Source organism: Chitinophaga pinensis (assembly GCF_007896845.1).
Taxonomy (GTDB): Bacteria; Bacteroidota; Bacteroidia; order Chitinophagales; family Chitinophagaceae; genus Chitinophaga; species Chitinophaga pinensis_C.
The window spans coordinates 258,447-277,693 of sequence record NZ_VOHS01000006.1; the positions used below are offsets into that span (position 1 = coordinate 258,447).

12 protein-coding genes are annotated in these 19,247 nt (G+C 45.2%); 6 read left to right on the top strand and 6 right to left on the bottom strand.

Going from position 1 to position 19,247, the window contains the following annotated elements; translation table 11 throughout:
* Nucleotides 1-8 precede the first annotated feature (8 nt).
* The 4 genes from FEF09_RS08885 to FEF09_RS08900 form a co-directional block, all read right to left on the bottom strand.
* Nucleotides 9-707: a DUF5683 domain-containing protein gene (locus FEF09_RS08885; RefSeq protein ID WP_146304771.1), complete on the bottom strand. Its 699-nt coding sequence runs from the start codon at nt 705-707 to the stop codon at nt 9-11.
* Nucleotides 700-1,635 (bottom strand): ParB/RepB/Spo0J family partition protein, encoded by a 936-nt coding sequence (locus FEF09_RS08890; protein ID WP_146304772.1) that lies wholly within the window; start codon nt 1,633-1,635, stop codon nt 700-702. Before FEF09_RS08890 ends, FEF09_RS08885 begins: the two co-directional genes overlap by 8 nt.
* Nucleotides 1,619-2,440 (bottom strand): ParA family protein, encoded by an 822-nt coding sequence (locus tag FEF09_RS08895; protein WP_089808678.1) that lies wholly within the window; start codon nt 2,438-2,440, stop codon nt 1,619-1,621. Before FEF09_RS08895 ends, FEF09_RS08890 begins: the two co-directional genes overlap by 17 nt.
* Before the next feature lie 99 nt (nt 2,441-2,539).
* Nucleotides 2,540-3,220, bottom strand: a complete 681-nt coding sequence (locus FEF09_RS08900) for a metal-dependent hydrolase (RefSeq protein ID WP_146304773.1) — start codon at nt 3,218-3,220, stop codon at nt 2,540-2,542.
* A 293-nt stretch (nt 3,221-3,513) separates the two neighbouring features.
* Here FEF09_RS08900 and FEF09_RS08905 point away from each other — a divergent pair, with 293 nt between their 5' ends.
* The 5 genes from FEF09_RS08905 to porQ all read left to right on the top strand — a co-directional run bounded on the left by FEF09_RS08905 (nt 3,514) and on the right by porQ (nt 10,430).
* Entirely contained in the window at nt 3,514-4,776 is a 1,263-nt protein-coding gene (locus FEF09_RS08905) for a metallophosphoesterase (RefSeq protein ID WP_146304774.1), read from the top strand.
* A 193-nt stretch (nt 4,777-4,969) separates the two neighbouring features.
* The gene (locus FEF09_RS08910) at nt 4,970-5,857 is read left to right on the top strand and encodes a hypothetical protein (RefSeq protein WP_146304775.1); all 888 of its coding nucleotides are present in this window, start codon (nt 4,970-4,972) and stop codon (nt 5,855-5,857) included.
* Nucleotides 5,858-6,048: 191 nt separating this feature from the next.
* Nucleotides 6,049-6,666 carry a porin family protein gene (locus tag FEF09_RS08915; RefSeq protein ID WP_146304776.1) on the top strand — a complete coding sequence of 206 codons (618 nt, stop codon included), beginning with the start codon at nt 6,049-6,051 and terminating at the stop codon, nt 6,664-6,666.
* Nucleotides 6,667-6,840: 174 nt separating this feature from the next.
* Nucleotides 6,841-9,243: an endopeptidase La gene (gene lon / locus FEF09_RS08920; protein ID WP_146304777.1), complete on the top strand. Its 2,403-nt coding sequence runs from the start codon at nt 6,841-6,843 to the stop codon at nt 9,241-9,243.
* Between the two features lie 134 nt (nt 9,244-9,377).
* Nucleotides 9,378-10,430, top strand: a complete 1,053-nt coding sequence (gene porQ / locus FEF09_RS08925) for a type IX secretion system protein PorQ (RefSeq protein ID WP_186774248.1) — start codon at nt 9,378-9,380, stop codon at nt 10,428-10,430.
* Between the two features lie 67 nt (nt 10,431-10,497).
* Here the strand turns inward: porQ and FEF09_RS08930 are convergent, their stop codons facing one another.
* Nucleotides 10,498-11,235 carry a pyridoxine 5'-phosphate synthase gene (locus FEF09_RS08930; RefSeq protein ID WP_146304779.1) on the bottom strand — a complete coding sequence of 246 codons (738 nt, stop codon included), beginning with the start codon at nt 11,233-11,235 and terminating at the stop codon, nt 10,498-10,500.
* A 122-nt stretch (nt 11,236-11,357) separates the two neighbouring features.
* Complete coding sequence (gene ahcY / locus FEF09_RS08935; protein ID WP_146304780.1) at nt 11,358-12,686, bottom strand: adenosylhomocysteinase; 1,329 nt, start codon at nt 12,684-12,686, stop codon at nt 11,358-11,360.
* 492 nt (nt 12,687-13,178) lie between these two features.
* Between ahcY and FEF09_RS08940 the strand changes: the two genes are divergently transcribed.
* A complete protein-coding gene (locus tag FEF09_RS08940) occupies nt 13,179-19,247 on the top strand; it encodes a gliding motility-associated C-terminal domain-containing protein (protein WP_146304781.1) in 6,069 nt (2,022 codons plus the stop codon).

Consider the following 19,247-nt stretch of genomic DNA (forward strand, 5'->3'; position numbering starts at 1 on the left):
GGAGATGATCATCTTGCGCCAAGGGCTAAACCCCGGCTGTAAGTTTTTTTCTTGCCGATATTCACACGCAGACTGAGTCCCAGTGCCTGGTTGTTGATAACAGTGGGAACGATCTTCATACTGAGGTCATCTGACATATTGAAGTCTCTCAGATGGGCGAATACGGTGGCATCTATGATATTGAGGCCGTAGGCCAGTACGAATACGAGTACGGAGTAATCGACGTATTCCCGGTAAGCGTCCCTCAGTGATTTGAGGGAATTGGGATTACGGTACAGATTCTCAAACTGGTCTTTGGTATCGTCATTGCCGTCCATACGGATGCGGTAAGCATCGCGGTAGGTACGGTATTTATCCATGTTGAAAATGAAGGTACCGGTAGTGATACCTAATGCAGCATATACCAGCGGCAGTTTCCAGTACTGGCGGTTGTAGATCTGTCCCAGACCTGGCAATACAGCGGAGTAAAAGGCTGCTTTTCGCGGATTGTGCGGACTGCGTACCGGTGCTGGTGGAACTGAGTCTCTTTTAACGTACAGTTCAGTTGAATCCACACGGCTATCGGGTTGTTGTTTACGCAGGTATGCGGCTTTCAGACTGTCCTGAGCGAACAGGGAAATGGGCATACAGATAATAACAACCGGAATTACCAGTAAACAGATGCGTGATAAATGAAAGGAGAAAATATTCCCGGACGTTCTAGCCACCGTATAAGTCTATTTTTTCTAAGATGCTGTCGAGTTCTTCGTCGGAGTAGAACTCGATGGTCACGCTGCCTTTTCCATTCTTACTTCTGTCCAGCTTCACTTTTGTTGCAAAATGGGTCGCGAGATTGTCTTCTATTTTCTGATAAGCAGGCGGTAAAGTGATTTTGCCGGCAGCCTTTTTAATATTGTTTTTGTCCAGACTGGCAGCTTTACGTACCAGTTCTTCTGTCTGGCGTACAGACAGTCCGTCCCGCATGATCTCATTGAAAACGAAGAGTTGTTTTTCTACATTTTCCACAGCGATCAGCGCTCTGGCGTGACCCATACTGATCTGGCCATTGCGTACGGCAACCTGAATATCAGGTGGCAGTTTCAGCAGGCGTATATAGTTGGTAACGGTACTTCTTTCTTTTCCCATACGGTCAGCTACCTGTTCCTGGGTGAGTACACACTCTTCCATGAGACGTTTGTAGCTAAGGCCGATTTCTATCGCGTTCAGATTTTCGCGCTGTAAGTTTTCCAGCAGGGCCAGTTCCAGCAGTTCCTGATCATTTGCCTGACGGATATATGCCGGGATGTCTTTCAGACCCGCCATTTTGCTCGCACGCAAACGTCTTTCACCTGCTATCAGCTGATACTTCTTAGGCCCGATCCGGGACACGGTAATAGGTTGTATTACATCGTGCAGCGAGATGGACATACTTAACTCCTGTAAAGCTTTCTCATCGAAATCCCTACGCGGCTGTTTCGGATTGATCTCTACCTGATCGAGCGGGATGCGCTCCATACCGGTAGCCTGTGCCACGACCTGTTCGCCCAGTGCACTGGTGGTCTGTTTCAGGTCAGTATCAATGTTTTGCAGCAGCGAGCGGATACCTTTACCCAACGCCTCTTTCTTATTAGGATTGCCCTTACTCTGATTGCTCATTGTTAATTGCTAAGATTTTATCTTCCAGGTTAATACGTGTAAAGTTATTCTTTTGCAGAATTTCCTTTGCCAGGTTGAGATAGTTGATCGCACCGGTACTGGCCGCATCATACATGATAACGGATTTACCAAAGCTTGGTGCTTCACCCAGTTTGGTATTACGGTGAATGATCGTGTTGAATACGCTTTCTTCGAAGTGTTGTTTTACTTCGTCTACTACCTGATTGCTGAGACGCAGACGGCCATCGTACATGGTCATCAGGATGCCCTCAATAGCCAGATTGGTATTCAGACGGCTCTGGACGATCTTAATGGTATTTAACAACTTACCCAGACCTTCCAGTGCGAAGAACTCACACTGTACGGGGATGATCACGGAGTCAGACGCCACGAGTGCGTTTACAGTGATCAGACCCAGAGAAGGGGAGCAGTCTACTATTACGAAATCATAGTCCTCTTTTACAGCATCGATCACCTGCTTCATCACCTGTTCCCTGTTCGGGTGGTTGATAAGCTCCAGTTCTGCACCTACCAGATCAATATGGGAAGGCAGCACTTTCAGGTTCGGTGTATCCGATTCCAGGATCACATCTTTGGCCTGCCCGTCATTCACCATACAGTCATATAAACTCTGCTGTATATTACGCAGGTCAAAACCTAAACCGGTGGTACTGTTAGCCTGCGGATCCGCATCTACCAGCAATGTTTTATACTCCAGTACAGCCAGGCTGCTTGCCAGGTTGATAGCACTGGTAGTTTTTCCTACCCCACCTTTCTGATTAGCGATTGCAATTACTCTTGCCATTGTTGATTAGGTATTTCTTAGGTTTTCTATAGGACAATAAATAGGCATGGCTGAGGATGTCCCGAAGACCCGTTCACCATGTGAAAGAATATGCTTTTGCTAAAGATCAATGCTACTTCCTATTGCCGGCAGTAACAGTTCCAGGCCTGCGGCCGCAAATTGTTGCTGCGTTTTCTCCTTATTTATCTTGATGTACCCAAAGGTGTCATAATGAACCCCGATAATACGTTTGCACTCAACAAACCCTGCCGCCACAATTGCATCGTCAGCTCCCATTGTGAAATTATCGCCTATTGGTAAAACTGCAAAATCCAGTTTAGCAAACTTTGGTATGAGTTGCATATCTAAAGTCAGCGCCGTATCTCCTGCAAAATAAAAATTTCCTTCGTCAGTTGTAAATACGAATCCCATCGGATTACCTCCATAAGAACCATCCGGCATACCACTGGAGTGATGGGCAACCACACATTTCACTGTTCCAAAGTCAAACTGCCACTTGCCACCGGTGTTCATCGGATGTACCCGCTCAAGACCCTGTCTGCCTGCCCAGCTTGTCAGTTCAAACGCACCAACAACAGTTGCATTTGTACGTTTTGCCAACACTACCAGATCAGCTACATGATCGTCATGCCCATGAGAGCAAAAGATGTAATCTGCTTCTATCTTATTGATATCCACTGTTTTTGCCAACTCGTTATGTGTAATGAACGGGTCAAAAACAATCTTCTTTCCTTTAATCTCTATCCCGAAACTCGAATGGCCGTAATAGGTAAACTTCATCCTGCAGGTATCTATATGAACAATAGTATATAACTAACCAAGTGTACAAAAGTACAACGAATAGCCTATAATAAGGTCTAAGCCGCTATTTATTTATTCACAGCACTTATATAAATAACTTGTTAATTACTTAAAAATGAAACACTTAATAAAATTTGTTAAAGTAAATCCAAATTCTGCGTTTCCGTACAATATCCATAATGCCCATACGTCATAACAGGATACTGCCTTCGGTACCAAAAAAAATGTAAGCTGTACCGAAGGGATTATTTTTGCAAGGACAAATCAATCATATGCGCACCGGATGGAATTCGATAGTACTGATATTCATACTTTTATTACTGGATCTTTATGTTTTCATGGCCATCAGGGCCATTTTTAAGAGCTCTGCCAAAAGCGTCCGCAATATTGCATTTGGTGCCTACTGGACGATTTCCGCACTGGTTATCATTACAATCGCTCTTTTACCTTACCTGAACTGGCAGGACTGGCCGGCCAATACCCGGTCCTATATCCTGACCGTCCTCTTCGGGATCGTTTTTGCCAAAGTACTGGCAGCCGTATTTATGCTGCTGGACGATCTGCGTCGTGGTATTCAATGGATTGTCAGTTATTTTACCAAAAGATCCGAGCGTGCAACTTCCCTGCCGGGTGGTATCTCCCGTTCCCGCTTCTTTTCTCAGGCAGCCCTGCTGCTGGGCGGAGGTATGTTTGCTACCCTGATCTACGGACTCTCCAACAAATACAATTACCGGGTACATAAACTGAAACTTTCGTTTAAAAATCTGCCCCCCGCTTTCAAAGGGCTCCGGATTGTACAAATATCTGATATCCATTCTGGTAGTCTGACCGACAAGGAAGCCGTGATCAAAGGGGTGGAGATGATCAATGCCCAGAAAGGGGACATCATACTCTTTACCGGTGATCTGGTAAATGACCGTGCCTCCGAGATGGATAGCCTCATGGAAGTATTCAGTCAGGTGAAAGCTCCTATGGGTGTTTATTCTACGCTGGGTAACCATGACTATGGAGATTATTACGCGTGGCCGGATAAAGATGCCAATGGTTACAGCGTATTACGTACTCAGAATCTGGAAAGACTGAAACAGGTGCATGGTGAATTGGGCTGGCGGCTGCTGATGAATGAACATGTGACTTTGGAGCGTGGCGGACAGGAAATTGCTTTACTGGGGATTGAGAACTGGAGTGCTATGAGCCGTTTTCCGAAATACGGCGACATGAAAAAAGCATATGCCGGCGCTTCACATCTGCCCTTTAAAATATTGATGTCACACGATCCGACCCATTGGGATGCACAGGTCAGGACAGAATACCCTGATATTGACCTGATGCTGGCGGGTCATACCCATGGTATGCAGTTCGGTGTGGAAATACCCGGTTTTAAATGGAGCCCCGCCCGTTTTATCTATAAGGAATGGGCTGGTCTGTATACAGAAGGTAATCAGCGCCTGTATGTCAACAGAGGTTTTGGATTCCTTGGTTACCCCGGCCGCGTGGGTATCCTCCCGGAGATCACTGTTATCGAATTGGCTTAATTAATTATGGTGTCCGGTCGCTCCGGACACCATAATCACCGACAGGTAGCCGGTTTCCATCGACTATCAGCTAGGGGCTATCGACTATTTGCGTTATCTTGCAGGCGTATAAAATGCTCCATGCATGCGCTGCTGCTTTATCATCTTATTTCTGTTATGTAGTCAGGCCGCTATGTGTCAGTCCCTAGCCGAGTTGGAAAAACAACTGGACTCCCTGTTGAGAAAACGGGAGAAAAGTGAGTTGATCGTGGGGATTGGCTATGGAAACAGTCCGGCGTACGGCAAGAAAACGACGACCTATGAGACGCCTGTCATCATGAAGCCATTTTTGTCACCCACACTTTCCTATTATCATAAATCAGGACTCTTTGCAAGCGCCAGCTCTTATTACCTTTTTGAGGCAATAGGTAAACCATGGTTTGAATGGGACCTTTCTGTGGGGTATGATTATTCAAAAAACAAGAAATTCCTCACTGGTATTTCTTATACCCGCTATATTTTCACTGACTCTTCTGATATTCCGGTTACACCGATCAACAATGAGTTGTTCGCTTATTTCTATTATCGCGACTGGTGGTTACAGCCGGGTATCAGTCTGGATCTCGGATGGGGCAGTGCCGAAGAAACTTTCGCCGGTGGCCGTTTAAGCAGAGCGCTGTCTGGAACAGACTTTAATATCGTAGGTGCCGTACGTCACCCTTTCATTTTCCTCGATGTATTGAAGCATGATGATGCAGTGCTGCTGACGCCATCGATCGGTGTAACCGCAGGAACCGCCAATTATTACAGTAACCTCAAAGCTTTCCAATATATATCCCGTTCGCCTAAACTTCATTCTGAGTGGAACAGAAATCCACCGGGAGGCGACAGACCACCATCTGCCGATGCAGTCAGGAGTTTCCTGAGTTCTTCTACTAAAACAGGTTTTGAAATGAGGGCTGTTGACTTGACCCTCAATGCATCCTATGTTATCGGAAAAGTAACGATATCCCCGGCCTATACCGTTTTCAAGCCATTTCAGGGAGAGGATAAAAGCCTGATCGGGTATTTTACCGCTAGATTAGGACTGACCTTCAAATAATACCTGTACTTCTCACGTTATTAAATTTCCTATTTTATTATCCACACGTTGCCACGTGTTAATAAAAATAGCACGTAATTTGCTACGTGTTATTTAGGGGTATGCTTTGTGAGGAACGTTATATATAATCAGATCTGGAAAAACCTTTAATAACAATACAATTTTCATCCTCTTCGAAAAAAAACAACTATATGAAAAAACTGTTTCTCGCGATCGCAGTACTCAGCGTGACTGCCGTTTCTACTGTAAATGCTCAGACAAAATTCTTAAGATTCGGTCTTAAAGGTGGTGCAAACCTGGGTAAACTGGACGGTCAGGGTTACAAAGATGGCTTCAAGCTCGGTTATCACCTGGGTGGTTTTGCACAGGTAAATCTTTCCAAAGGATTCGGTGTACAGGGTGAGTTGATCTTCTCTTCTTCTACTGTAAAAACTACAGACAATTTCAACGAAGTAATCAATCCAGACAACCTGAATGATCCTTCCAACAACGACAAAAAAATTAAACTGAACTATCTGAGCATCCCATTGCTGGCGAACATTTCTTTGGGTAGCCCTCGTGTGAAACTGCAGGTTGGTCCTCAGTTCAGCGCATTGGTTAGCGACAAGAATGTGATCAAAGGTGCAGACGAAGCCTTCAAAGGTGGAGATGTATCCGGCGTAGCAGGTCTGTGGTTGCAACTGCCTATCATTAACATCAGTGCCCGTTATATCGTTGGTTTCACTGACGTTAAAGGTGTAAATACTGTAACAGACAGAGGTAACTGGAAAAACCAGAGCATCCAGCTGGGTGTAGGTGTGACTTTATAAGATATTGGTCAGCTCATATTGCAAGTCACCTCGTCAAAAAGCGGGGTGACTTTTTTAATTTTAGCTTTTTCTGTTCGTGGCATTAATCTTGACAATATACCTATGCTTATAAAAAAGAAAGGAAAAGGGGTCGCAGGCTGACAAATTGGCCGCTTTTCTATTTAAATTACGCAGATGAATAAATTCTATTTTGCAAACTCGGAAGAAGAGATGGAGTTCATGCCGATTATCCCTCTGAACGAGGAGACTGATGGGCTGGAAGATGATAAAATACCTGATGAACTGGCGTTATTGCCACTTAGAAATACAGTACTCTTTCCTGGCGTAGTGTTGCCAATTACGGTTGGCAGAGATAAATCCATAAAGGCAGTGAATGATGCCTATAAGGCAGATAAGCTGATCGGCGTGGTTGCACAAAAGGATAGTACCGTTGAGGATCCCAACCTTGTAGATCTTTCCAATGTAGGCACCGTAGCCCGCATTGTCAAACTGATAAAAATGCCGGATGGTGGCACAACCATCATTATTCAGGGCCGTAAGCGTTTCAAAATCAGTGAAGTAGTATCGGAAGATCCTTATTTCAAAGCCCGCATCGAATTGCTGCAGGACGAAATAGTGACAGATGATCCGGAATTTGACGCATATATCTCTTCCATCAAAGATCTGGCAGGTCAGATCATTCAGTTGTCACCTAATCTGCCGTCCGAAGCCAGCATCATCCTGAAGAACATTGAAAATGAATCTTTTCTGGTGCACTTCGTATCGTCCAACCTGAACTGTGATCTGAAAGATAAACAGCAACTGCTGGAAATCAATAACCTGCGCACCCGTGCAGAGTTATTATTGAAACTGTTACAGGTGGAACTGCAATTAGCAGAGCTGAAAAACAAGATCACAAACAAAACCAAGGCAGATCTCGATAAACAACAACGTGAATACTTCCTGCAGCAACAGCTGAAATCCATCAAGGAAGAACTGGGTGGCGATTCCAACGACCGTGAAGTGAAGGAATTGCAGCGCAAGGCGGAGACCAAGCAATGGACAGAAGCTGCCGCTGAACTGTTCCGTAAGGGTATCGAGAAACTGGAGCGTATGCATCCCAGCACACCAGATTACTCAGTGGTGTATAATCACCTTGATCTGATGCTGGATCTGCCATGGAAGCACTATACAGAAGACAGTTACGACCTGAAAAAAGCAAAAAAAATACTGGATAACGACCATTATGGTATGGATAAGATCAAGGAACGTATCCTTGAATATCTGGCTGTACTGAAGTTGAAAGGAGACATGAAGTCGCCGATCCTGTGTTTCGTAGGTCCTCCGGGTATTGGTAAGACCTCATTGGGTCGTTCCATAGCCAGCGCTATTGGTCGTAAATATGTAAGACTCAGCCTTGGTGGTCTGCATGACGAAAGCGAGATCAGAGGTCACCGTAAGACTTATATCGGTGCTATGCCGGGCCGTCTGTTACAGTCGATCCGTAAGGTGAAAACATCCAATCCGGTAATGATACTGGATGAGATCGACAAAATAGGTAATGATCACCGTGGAGATCCAAGTTCAGCCATGCTGGAAGTACTGGATCCTGAACAGAATGGTACCTTCTACGACAACTACCTCGAGCTGGAATATGACCTGAGCAAGGTGTTGTTTATCGCTACCGCGAATAATATCAATGCAATCAGCCCTGCTTTACGGGACAGGCTGGAAATCATAGACCTGAGCGGTTACTCCATTGAAGAAAAAGTGGAGATCGCAAAACGTCACCTCGTTCCTAAACAGAAGGAAGCGCATGGTCTGAAATCCCTGAAAATGCGTATCAGCAATGGTATGCTGGAAAGGATCGTACAGGATTATACCCGTGAAAGCGGGGTGCGTGAGCTGGACAGACAGCTGGCTTCTATCATGCGTGCTATCGCCAAAGATGTAGCGCTGGAAGAAGAGATTCCGGATAGTCTGACAGAAGAGCATGTAGAACGCATACTGGGCAAAGGCCGTTATTCCAATGAGATCTATAAAGTAGGTAATCCTCCCGGCGTAGCCGTAGGATTGGCATGGACATATGTAGGTGGGGATATCCTGTTTATCGAGACCAGTCTGAGTGAAGGAAAAGGTGAACTGAAACTGACCGGTAATCTGGGTAATGTGATGAAGGAGTCTGTAAGTACGGCTTTGAGCTATCTGCAGGCACATGCGGCTGAATTCAAGATCGATCCGAAGTTATTCGGACAGCGTACTATTCACGTACACGTACCGGAAGGTGCGGTACCAAAGGATGGTCCGAGTGCAGGTATTACCATGCTGACGGCCTTGACGTCTGCTTTCACTGGTAGAAAGGTGAAGTCTTATCTGGCAATGACGGGCGAAATCACCCTGCGTGGACAGGTACTGCCGGTTGGAGGTATCAAGGAAAAGATCCTGGCTGCCAAAAGGGCGGGTATCAAGGAAATCATCCTGTGCTGGCAGAATGAAAAGGATATTAAAGAAATCAATCCCGACTATATCAAAGGCCTGAAATTTCATTTTGTAAAAGAAATGAACCAAGTTGTCGATATAGCGTTATTAAAGAAGTAACATTTCACTGTCGGTCTTTTTAACAGTTGTGACCGGCAATGGATACTAATGTTGATTGTTTTAAGGGTTTAAACCGAAGCCATTCTCCAGATGACGGGAATGGCTTCGGTATTTTTTTTAGCTTTATGCTTCCTATGAGGAAGAACATTGTTGCGCTATTGCTCGCATTACCATACCTATGTTGTCTGATATCATCTGCCAAAGCCCAGGTGCTGGGCGGGAAAAATGTCTTTTCATTCCTTGATCTTCCGGTAGCGCCACACGTTGCTGCTTTGGGTAGTGCGAATGTGAGTCTGCAGAACAACGATATTGCCTTATCGGCGCTCAATCCGGCTTTACTCCGTCCATCTATGGATCAGCACCTGCAGGTGAACTATACCAACTATTTCGGGGGCGTACAGTGTGCTCATGCTCTTTTTGGTTACCATGCAGAGAAATACCAGACGACTTTTGCGGGTGGTATACAATATATCAATTACGGAAGAATCACGGAAACAGACGCTACCGGCACTGCACAGGGTACTTTCTGGCCCCGGGATATGGCGATTCAGGTAACAGCCTCCCGCCGTTATCTGGAACGTTGGTATTATGGTATTACCATGCAGTATGTACATTCTGCTTATCAGCAATACAAGGCTTCCGGACTGGCATTTCATGTGGGATTGAATTATCAGGATACAACACATCACTGGCAGGCAGGTCTGGTGTTCCGCAATATGGGAGTACAATTGAAGACCTATACCAAGGGAAATCAGGAGCCATTACCATTTGATCTGCAGGTAGGTGTTTCAAAGAAGCTGGAAAGCGCGCCTTTACAGTTTTCAGCGACTATCCACCATGTGCATCAGTTTGATGTGCGTTATGCAGATCCTGACTTTCAGGAGGGAACTGTTATTTCCGATGGCGATACGGCGAGTACGGGAGGAACCGCTGATAAGATATTCCGGCATTTTGTACTGGCTGCGCAATGGGAGATAGGACGGTATATTGAGCTGACAGCAGCATATAATCATCTTCGCCGGCAGGAGCTGGGGATGCCGCAGCAGAAAGGGATGAGTGGTTTTTCCGGAGGAGTAGGGATTATAACCAGAAGGTTACAGTTAAGATATGCGCGTTCGTGGTATCAGCGGAGTGAGGCACTCAATCAGCTGGGTATCAATCTACCCTTAAAAGAATGGCGATACTAGAGCATAAAAGAAAAATGGGATGACAGTAACGTCATCCCATTTTTTATAAGATCATTATTATCAATGACTATTCTATTTCTGTGAGTTGTCTCTTGTACAGCTGGATGGTATTTTCCAGACCGAGGTAAAGCGCGTCACAAACCAGTGCATGTCCGATAGAAACTTCTTTTAACTGCGGAATATGCAGTTTAAAGAAGCGCAGGTTATCAAGATTCAGGTCATGTCCGGCATTCAGGTCCAGTCCGATAGCGGTGGCTGCGCGGGCAGTGTCTTTATAGGCATTGAATAACTGCAGGTTCTGTGGCTGGGTACGGGCACGTTCATACTCTTCCGCATATGGGCCGGTATAGAGTTCGATACGGTCGGCACCGGCAGTTTTTGCTGCTTCTACTTTATCGACTTCTGCGTTGAGGAAGATAGATACGCGGATACCGGCAGCTTTCAGTGTACCGATCACTTCACGGAGGAAGGACTGGTGTTGAATGGTATCCCAACCGGTATTGGAAGTAATGGCGTCTGGTGGATCCGGCACAAGGGTAGCCTGATGTGGTTTCACGGACAGTACGAGATCCATGAATTCTTTGGAAGGGTAACCTTCGATATTGAATTCTGTAGTTACTAATGGTTTCAGGTCAATCACATCCTGATAGCGGATATGTCTTTCATCCGGTCTTGGATGTACGGTGATACCGTCTGCGCCGAAACGCTCACAATCCTGCGCCACTTTCAGAATATCCGGCATATTGCCACCCCGCGCATTGCGGAGAGTAGCAAATTTGTTGATGTTTACGCTTAGCTTGGTCATAGTGCAAAATTAGTGGAATTACGTGGATACTCCATAGTGACAGATAATGGGTTATACAACTAAAAAGCAATAGCCCATAACTGTTCAGCTACGGGCTATTGCTAATATAATGATTAATCAGATTAGTATCTGTAGTAATCTGGTTTGAACGGACCTTCAACAGGGATGTTCAGGTAAGAAGACTGTGTTGGAGTCAGGATATCCAGTTCTACACCGATTTTCTTCAGGTGCAGACGGGCAACTTTCTCATCCAGGTGCTTAGGCAGAACGTATACTTTGTTTTCGTAGTTGTTTGCATGCAGCCACAGTTCCAGTTGAGCCAGTACCTGATTGGTGAAGGAGTTACTCATCACGAAAGATGGGTGACCGGTAGCACAACCCAGGTTAACCAGACGGCCTTCAGCCAGCAGGATGATATCTTTACCATCGATAGTGTATTTATCTACCTGAGGTTTGATTTCAACTTTGGTATTACCGTAGTTTTTGTTCAGCCATGCAACGTCGATCTCGATATCAAAGTGACCGATATTAGATACGATACATTTATCTTTCATCAGTTTGAAGTGCTCACCAGTGATGATGTCGCGACAACCGGTAGTGGTAACGATGATGTCAGCTTCTTTAACAGCGTCGTTCATCTTTTTCACTTCGTAACCTTCCATTGCAGCCTGCAGTGCGCAGATTGGGTCAATTTCAGTAACGATTACACGGGCACCTGCACCTCTCAGAGATTCAGCAGAACCTTTACCTACGTCACCGAAACCGGCAACTACAGCAACTTTACCGGCAATCATCACGTCAGTAGCACGACGGATCGCATCTACACAGGATTCACGGCAACCGTATTTGTTATCAAATTTAGATTTGGTAACAGAGTCGTTGATATTGATCGCAGGGATAGGCAGGGTACCTTTCTCCATACGTTCGTACAGGCGGTGAACACCAGTAGTGGTTTCTTCACTCAGACCTTTTATGTGCTGGATCAGCTCAGTGTATTTGTCGAATACCATGTTGGTCAGGTCACCACCATCGTCCAGAATCATGTTCAGTGGACGATCAGGGCTACCGAAGAACAGTGTCTGCTCGATACACCAGTCAAAATCCTGCTCGTTCAGACCTTTCCATGCGAATACAGGTACACCTGCAGCAGCAACAGCAGCAGCAGCGTGATCCTGAGTGGAGAAGATATTGCAGGAGCTCCAGCGTACTTCAGCACCGAGGTGTACCAGGGTTTCGATCAGTACAGCTGTCTGGATAGTCATGTGCAGACAACCGGCAATACGCGCCCCCTGTAAAGGCTTGGTGTTACCGTATTCTTCTCTCAAAGACATCAGACCGGGCATCTCGGCTTCTGCAAGTTCAATTTCCTTACGTCCCCATTCAGCCAGAGACATATCTTTTACCTTGTAGGCAAGGTTAAAGTCGATGTTAGAGTTTGCTACTGTAGACATTTATTCTTGTTTTTTGCAAATCTAGTGTTATTTTATGGGTTTAAACTATGCATTTGTTCTTTTTTTCTTTCTGCGAACAGAACACCTGTACTTTTAGCCCCCTCTTTTTTGACATTCCCGGTCTTTAATTACATGTTACCACTCTTATTAAACAAAAAAATAATGGTTTTTCCACCTAAAATGTGGATTTGCAAAAAGCTGAGCACTAATACATAGGATGGCTTATCCACATTTCGAACCCCGATATATTCACAAAACACATAAATAAGTTTGTGTAAGTATCAAAAAACAAATATGTTTGTATTTAATATATATGTATTGTCTTTTATTTTATCAGATAATACGAGGTGGTTCCTGGGGGAGGACCTGATTGTGAAATTGTTTGATGAACTGCCAAAAAAATCTGGCGCCATCACCTGTGTCCAGGATAGCCATCTTTATTGAACAATGACCTATTAAGTATTTGATGGATTATACAACTGAACACGTACTATGTTGAAGCTTCCCGATCCTATGCGACGTAGCATTGCAGCTGCGTTAAGTAAAGCGCAGAATGCCCTTTGCAGGATAGTGCTGCCATTATTATTATTACTGTTTATCTGCAGTGAGGTGAATGCACAGACTGTTAAAGCTGTGATAAATCCCACCGGAGGTACACCTGCATTCAATGACCTGAAGATAGAAGTGCTCAGTGATGGTGGTATTAAGGTCACACGCAAAGGTTTACTCGAAAGTTATATCAGAACAGACAGCTCTCAGGGTATGAGGGCTTTTTTAGATTTTAAGAATAGCGGCTATCTGGCCAGTGCTAATCTGAAAAGTCCGACTGTCTGCTATATCTCTCCCGTATCCGGAACCGGTGAATACTGGGATCCTTATAAAGTACACATCGTAGGTACTATCGTAGACAGGTATAAAAACTATCCTACCGGACAAACCGGTACGGTTACCATCATCGTCTCTTACGTGAAGAATACCAACTACTTCTTCATGGACTATGTACTGCACATGCCGCAGGTCAGTGGTTTCACTAAAGCCATGCTATATCAGTCAGAACAGGTTGTGATGGGTGCTGCTGCCGGAGATGATCCTGATGCGGCCAGTCCTTGTGCATATGGATTTATGAACGCTGCCGGAACAACCGTCGGCGTATATCGTGATGCCAGCTGTGCCACCACTCCTGAGGCGCCACGTAGCCACGTATACCGTGCTCTGCGTAAATTCGATTCATGGGAGGTTTCTGTGCCTGGTCACCGTTTCTATATTAATGATGCGGGTTCTTTCCCTTATAATACTGTTGCCGACGGTATCGATGGTAACGGGCGTTCCATGGGTATCATGAAATCTCTGGGCGCTATCTTCCGTGATGGATCACTGGATCCCGATCCGATGAACTTCAAAACTTACCGTCTCCTCTCCGGTTATGGTACCACCATGACGGAGTTCGATACCGTAAAGGCGATGATCGATACAATCCCTGTTCCGGGATTTGCTGCTGTAAACATCAAATTCTCCAACGGTACATTATCTGGTAATGAAGGAAATACGGTAGACGGTGAACTGCCTGCACAGGGGCTGACTCTGACTGTATCTGGTGGTAAGCTGAACGCTCCTGCCTATGTACTGGTAAGATATGATGCAGCATATGCATCCAATTATGCACATCCTGCCGTTCCGGGTACTGACTTTACACTCACACAGGAAGCATTCCTCGTGCCTGCCGGTGACTATACCACTCCTAAGACGGTTACCATCCCTAACCTGCATGTTGTCGGAAACGATCAGCTCCAGTATAGCCGTACCTTACGTCTGAAACTCGTAAGTACCTGTACTTCCCTGTTGAGTATTTCCGGTACTTCAGAGGTGGATTATACCATCGTTGATGATGAGCCGAGAACGCTCACTATGAACATTGACAGCACTTCCCTGTATGAAGGTAATTCTTCCAAAGCCAGAATAACACTGCCAATTGGTATTACCTGTCCGGAAGATATCGTAATCAGCTTCTCCCGTGTAGCTACTTCTACTGCCGGTGATACTGACTACGTAGTGCCGCCCAATATCGTGATCCCTGCTAACCAGACAGGTACAGCGATCTTTAACTTCAGCGCAAAAGCAGATAAAGTACTGGAAAACACTGAAAACCTGTCCCTGCGCTTTCAGGGTACAATTCTCGGTATCGGTGTTGCCAGCCAAAAAGATATTCAGATCAAGGATAGTACCTTCCTCAATCCCAATTATTCACAGATCATGGCCGATTGCGTATCTCCGGATGCACCAAGGCCGGTACCTGAAGGATATAACGGGTATCTCTCCCTGCACCTGCCGCCAGGTGTTACCTCAGAGGTAACGATCAATATGCTGGATGTGTATGTGGATTGGGATAATGCAACAGCAGAAGATCAGGTGGATTTTGACCTGAACTATTATTCCGGTCTTGAATTCAAGATCACACCGGGTACGACGGAAACAAGAATTCCTTTCTACGTATTTCCAGACAAAGTGATGGAAGGTCCGGTACCGGAAAAGTTTGATCTGCTGATGCTTGTTATTGATGATGTGGGTGCTGGTCGTGTATATAATTATGTAGGACCTGCTATCACTATCAAAGATGTGGATGCCGACAGCAGTATGAAACTGATAGTAACGGCCACTCCAAATACAATCAAAGAAGGAGATGCCGGTGCCGCGGTTACTGTTGCCTTCCCTGACGATATCGTTTCTTTATATGATGTGCCGGTAACCATTTCAAGAGGTCTCAGTTCCAAAGCAACTGATCTCGATCTGGAAAGTCCGTTACCAACCAACTTAGTCATTAAAGCAGGTAAGAACTCCGTGACATTCCCTGCCAATGTGAAAGCGAAAACAGATAACGTACTGGAATCAGATGAAAGTCTCTGGATTGTTACCACTCCAAATGGATTTACTGTGGATTCATCCCTGATCACAATTCAGGATGTAACAGGTGAAATACCGGGTAACAAAGACATGAAGATCGAAATGGTAACACCAGATCTGAAAGAAGGTAATACAACCGGTATCAAAATCAGTTTCGTAAACAGCACACTGACTGCTGAGGAGCCAATCTCTATCACATTGTCACATGATGCTACTTCCGCAGCTGCAACAACAGATTATTCCATTCCTGCAACCATCACATTACCAGCAGGATTGAATACCTATACCGTAGATGATGCATTCGCTGCGACTGCTGATAAGATCCTCGAATCAGACGAAGCAGTGAAAGTGACAGGTGTTGCTACTACTATCGCCGGACTCACAGTAACAGGTTTCAATGGTACAGTACTGGATGCAACCGGTGATGATCCAAATAATAAAAAGATTACAGTTACTGCCAGTCATCCGGAAATGGATGAAGGTGGTTCAGGGTATAGCTTTACGTATAGTCTGCCTGCAGGTTATACAACTGAAATACCAATTATCATTACGCCGGCACTGATGACAGGTTCAACTACCATTGCGGATGACTATCTGCTGGACAGCACACAGCTGACCATCGATAATGGTGGTAGTACGGTATCAACTGGTGTTACGATCAATTCAGATCTGGTTATAGAAGGCGATGAGATTATGGTAATGGGTGGTACCGCTGCTACAGCATTGAGTGGTGTGCAGGTCGTACCAGCGTCAGTGATCATAAAAGATAAAACGCAGATGTCCGCTCCAAAGGTGACTGTTGACAGAACGGACCTGATAGAGGGTGGTGCTGGTGCTTTCATCACTGTAACCATGCCTTTGGGTGCTGTTCCATCCACACCGCTGACGGTGAAAATAACAAGAGGATTGAGCTCTCCGGCTACTTCAGGTTTCACCGGCGTACCACAGACAATAACATTGAGTGGCAACTCTGTCACCATTCCGGTACCTGTAGCTGCAAGTTCTGATAACATACTGGCTGATGATGATCAACTGGTAGTGGTAGTAGAAACAGAGGGCTACCCTGCAGACTCAATTACCTTCAACATCATTGATGTGACTATCAATGATCCGGCAAATACTAAAATTCACTTCACACCAGAACCTGTAAGTCAGGGTAACCGTGTGAAAGAAGGTAATACATTCACTGTCCGTGCAAGTTTCCCTCCGGGAGTAACTGCGGCGAAATCATTGTTCGTACAGGTGGCTGCTACACCAGCATCCGTAGCTACGGGCGCTGATTATACCGGTCTGCCAACGACCTTCACCATGAATCCGGGTGTGAATCATGCTGATTTCGATATCGTTGCACTGACTGATAAAGTGATTGAAAATCCTGAGCTGGTAAGATTCAGCGGTGCTGTAACCTTACTGCCAATGATCGTTGTGGATAGTTTCGACCTGTATATAGATGATGCGACTGCATCTGATCCTTCTATTGCAGCGCTGAAGATCACATTTGACTCCAGCGGTATACACAAAGGTTTAGGGTTTACCAGAGTAACGGTTGGTTTTGCAGATCCACTGGTGACTTCAGAACTGCCAATCACAATTAATATTACACCAGATCCTTCTTCTACTGCTGACATCACTAATTACGTAGGTCTGCCTACGGTAGTAAACTTACCGAAGGACAGTAATAAAGTAACGTTCTTCCTGAGCGTACCAGATAATCATGTGGTGGAAGGTAACAAGACATTACAGTTTGCTGCAAGTGCAGCTGGTTATACTGTGCTGCCGGTGCCGCCATTACAGATTCTGGAAATCGCTGGTCAGGCATTGTCAGTAGAGAAAGTAAGCGATGCAGCTGAACCTGCAAAAGATGGCGCCTTTATTATTAAGATGCCGGTTGCTTCGACTTCAGATGTAACAGTAAGCTTCAGGGTAGATTATAACGGTACCAATATTGAACCGCTTCCTTCCGCAGTTATCATACCTGCAGGTTCGAAGGAGATCACGGTACCTGTACGTATCAAAGATGACCTGATACTACAGGGTGATGAAACATTAAAAGTAACATTGACCAGTGCGGTGGCTGAAAACGGTGGTAATCCGCTTAATCTGACAGTAGACATCGGACCTGCTGAGATCCTTGTAGTTGATGATGAAAATGCTACTACCGGTCCTAAAGCAGATGCACGTAAACTGTTGATCGAGCGTATTGCTGACGCTACACAACCAGCTACAGCGGGTTCATTTAAGATCCGTTTCCAGGATCCTGCACTGACTGCTTTTGACAATGTGAAAGTGGTATATAGTCTGGCGGGTACAGCGACTGCCGGTACTGACTATGTGATTCTGCCCGGCTACGCGATCATCCCTAAAGGAGAGAGCGAAGTAATGGTGAATGTGAATCCGGCTGGTATTACTTATGCAGGACCAGATTTAACAGTACAGGCTACACTGATGGACGCATCTGCTGCGTTGCCAAATGTGAACTGGAGCTTTGTAGATAATCCTGTTGCGACACTGATCATCTATAACCACAATATTGATACGCCGACTGTGAACCTGTTTGCAGCAACCAGTCAGCTGAGAGAAGGAGATGAGGCTGAATTCTTTGTAAGATTGAGCCGTGCTATCACAGTAGACATTCCGATCACCATAGACATTACAAACGACATCTATCGCACACTGACGCTTTCAGGTGGTATTGTCAACGGTAAAGCGGTAACTGTAATAGTACCAAAAGGATCCAAAGAGCAGAGCTTTAAAGTGAAAGTAAATGAGAATGAGCTGAATGATGATGATGGTTGGGTGAAAGCAGCGGTAAGGGATTTCGATCTGAATAGCGGTAACCCTGCTTACTATACAGGTCTGGCAAGTGAGGTATCAAATACGGTGAGTGATAATGATTCCATGAAACTGACCTTTACCGAAAGCCAATATGCAGTGAAAGTAGCTTTTGATACGATCGGACAACCATTACCATTTACAGTTCGATTCAACCGTGCAAGTTCCCGTATAGTAACTGTGTATTATGAATTCTATACACCGGCACCAACGGAAATCCCGGCGAATACATTGCTGGCGGCTGCACCGAAAGATTACGATCCGACTATCTTCCCTATATTATTGCTGCCGGGTCAGACAATGATCGATATACCAGTACCAGTGAATAGTGTGGAGAAAGACAAGATCTTCGGTATGCGTTTGTTGAGAGCGACTGTATCATCTAATCAGAACGTACCGGCACTTGATTCTATCATGACAGCGACTGGTCTGATTAAGATCTGTATGGACTGTGATGTGGATGGCGACGGTGTACCTGACTATGTAGAGCGTTTCATCACAGATGGCAGATGGAGAGATAACAACAATGGTGGCTTACGCGTACATCCGGCTATGTCTCCTAACAATGACGGACTGGGTAACGAAACACTGGAGATTGAAAACATTGACAAGTATCCTGATAACGAAGTAACAATATTCAACCGCTGGGGTGGTACTGTGTTTACAACGAAGAACTATCATAACCAGACGAACAACTTTAATGGTAAAGGAAACGTAGGTGCGACCAAAGGCCAGGATGTTCCGGATGGTTCTTACTTCTTTATTATTCATACGAAAGATGCAAGTGGTAACAAAGATCGTTACACAGGATTCATTGTAATAAAACGATAG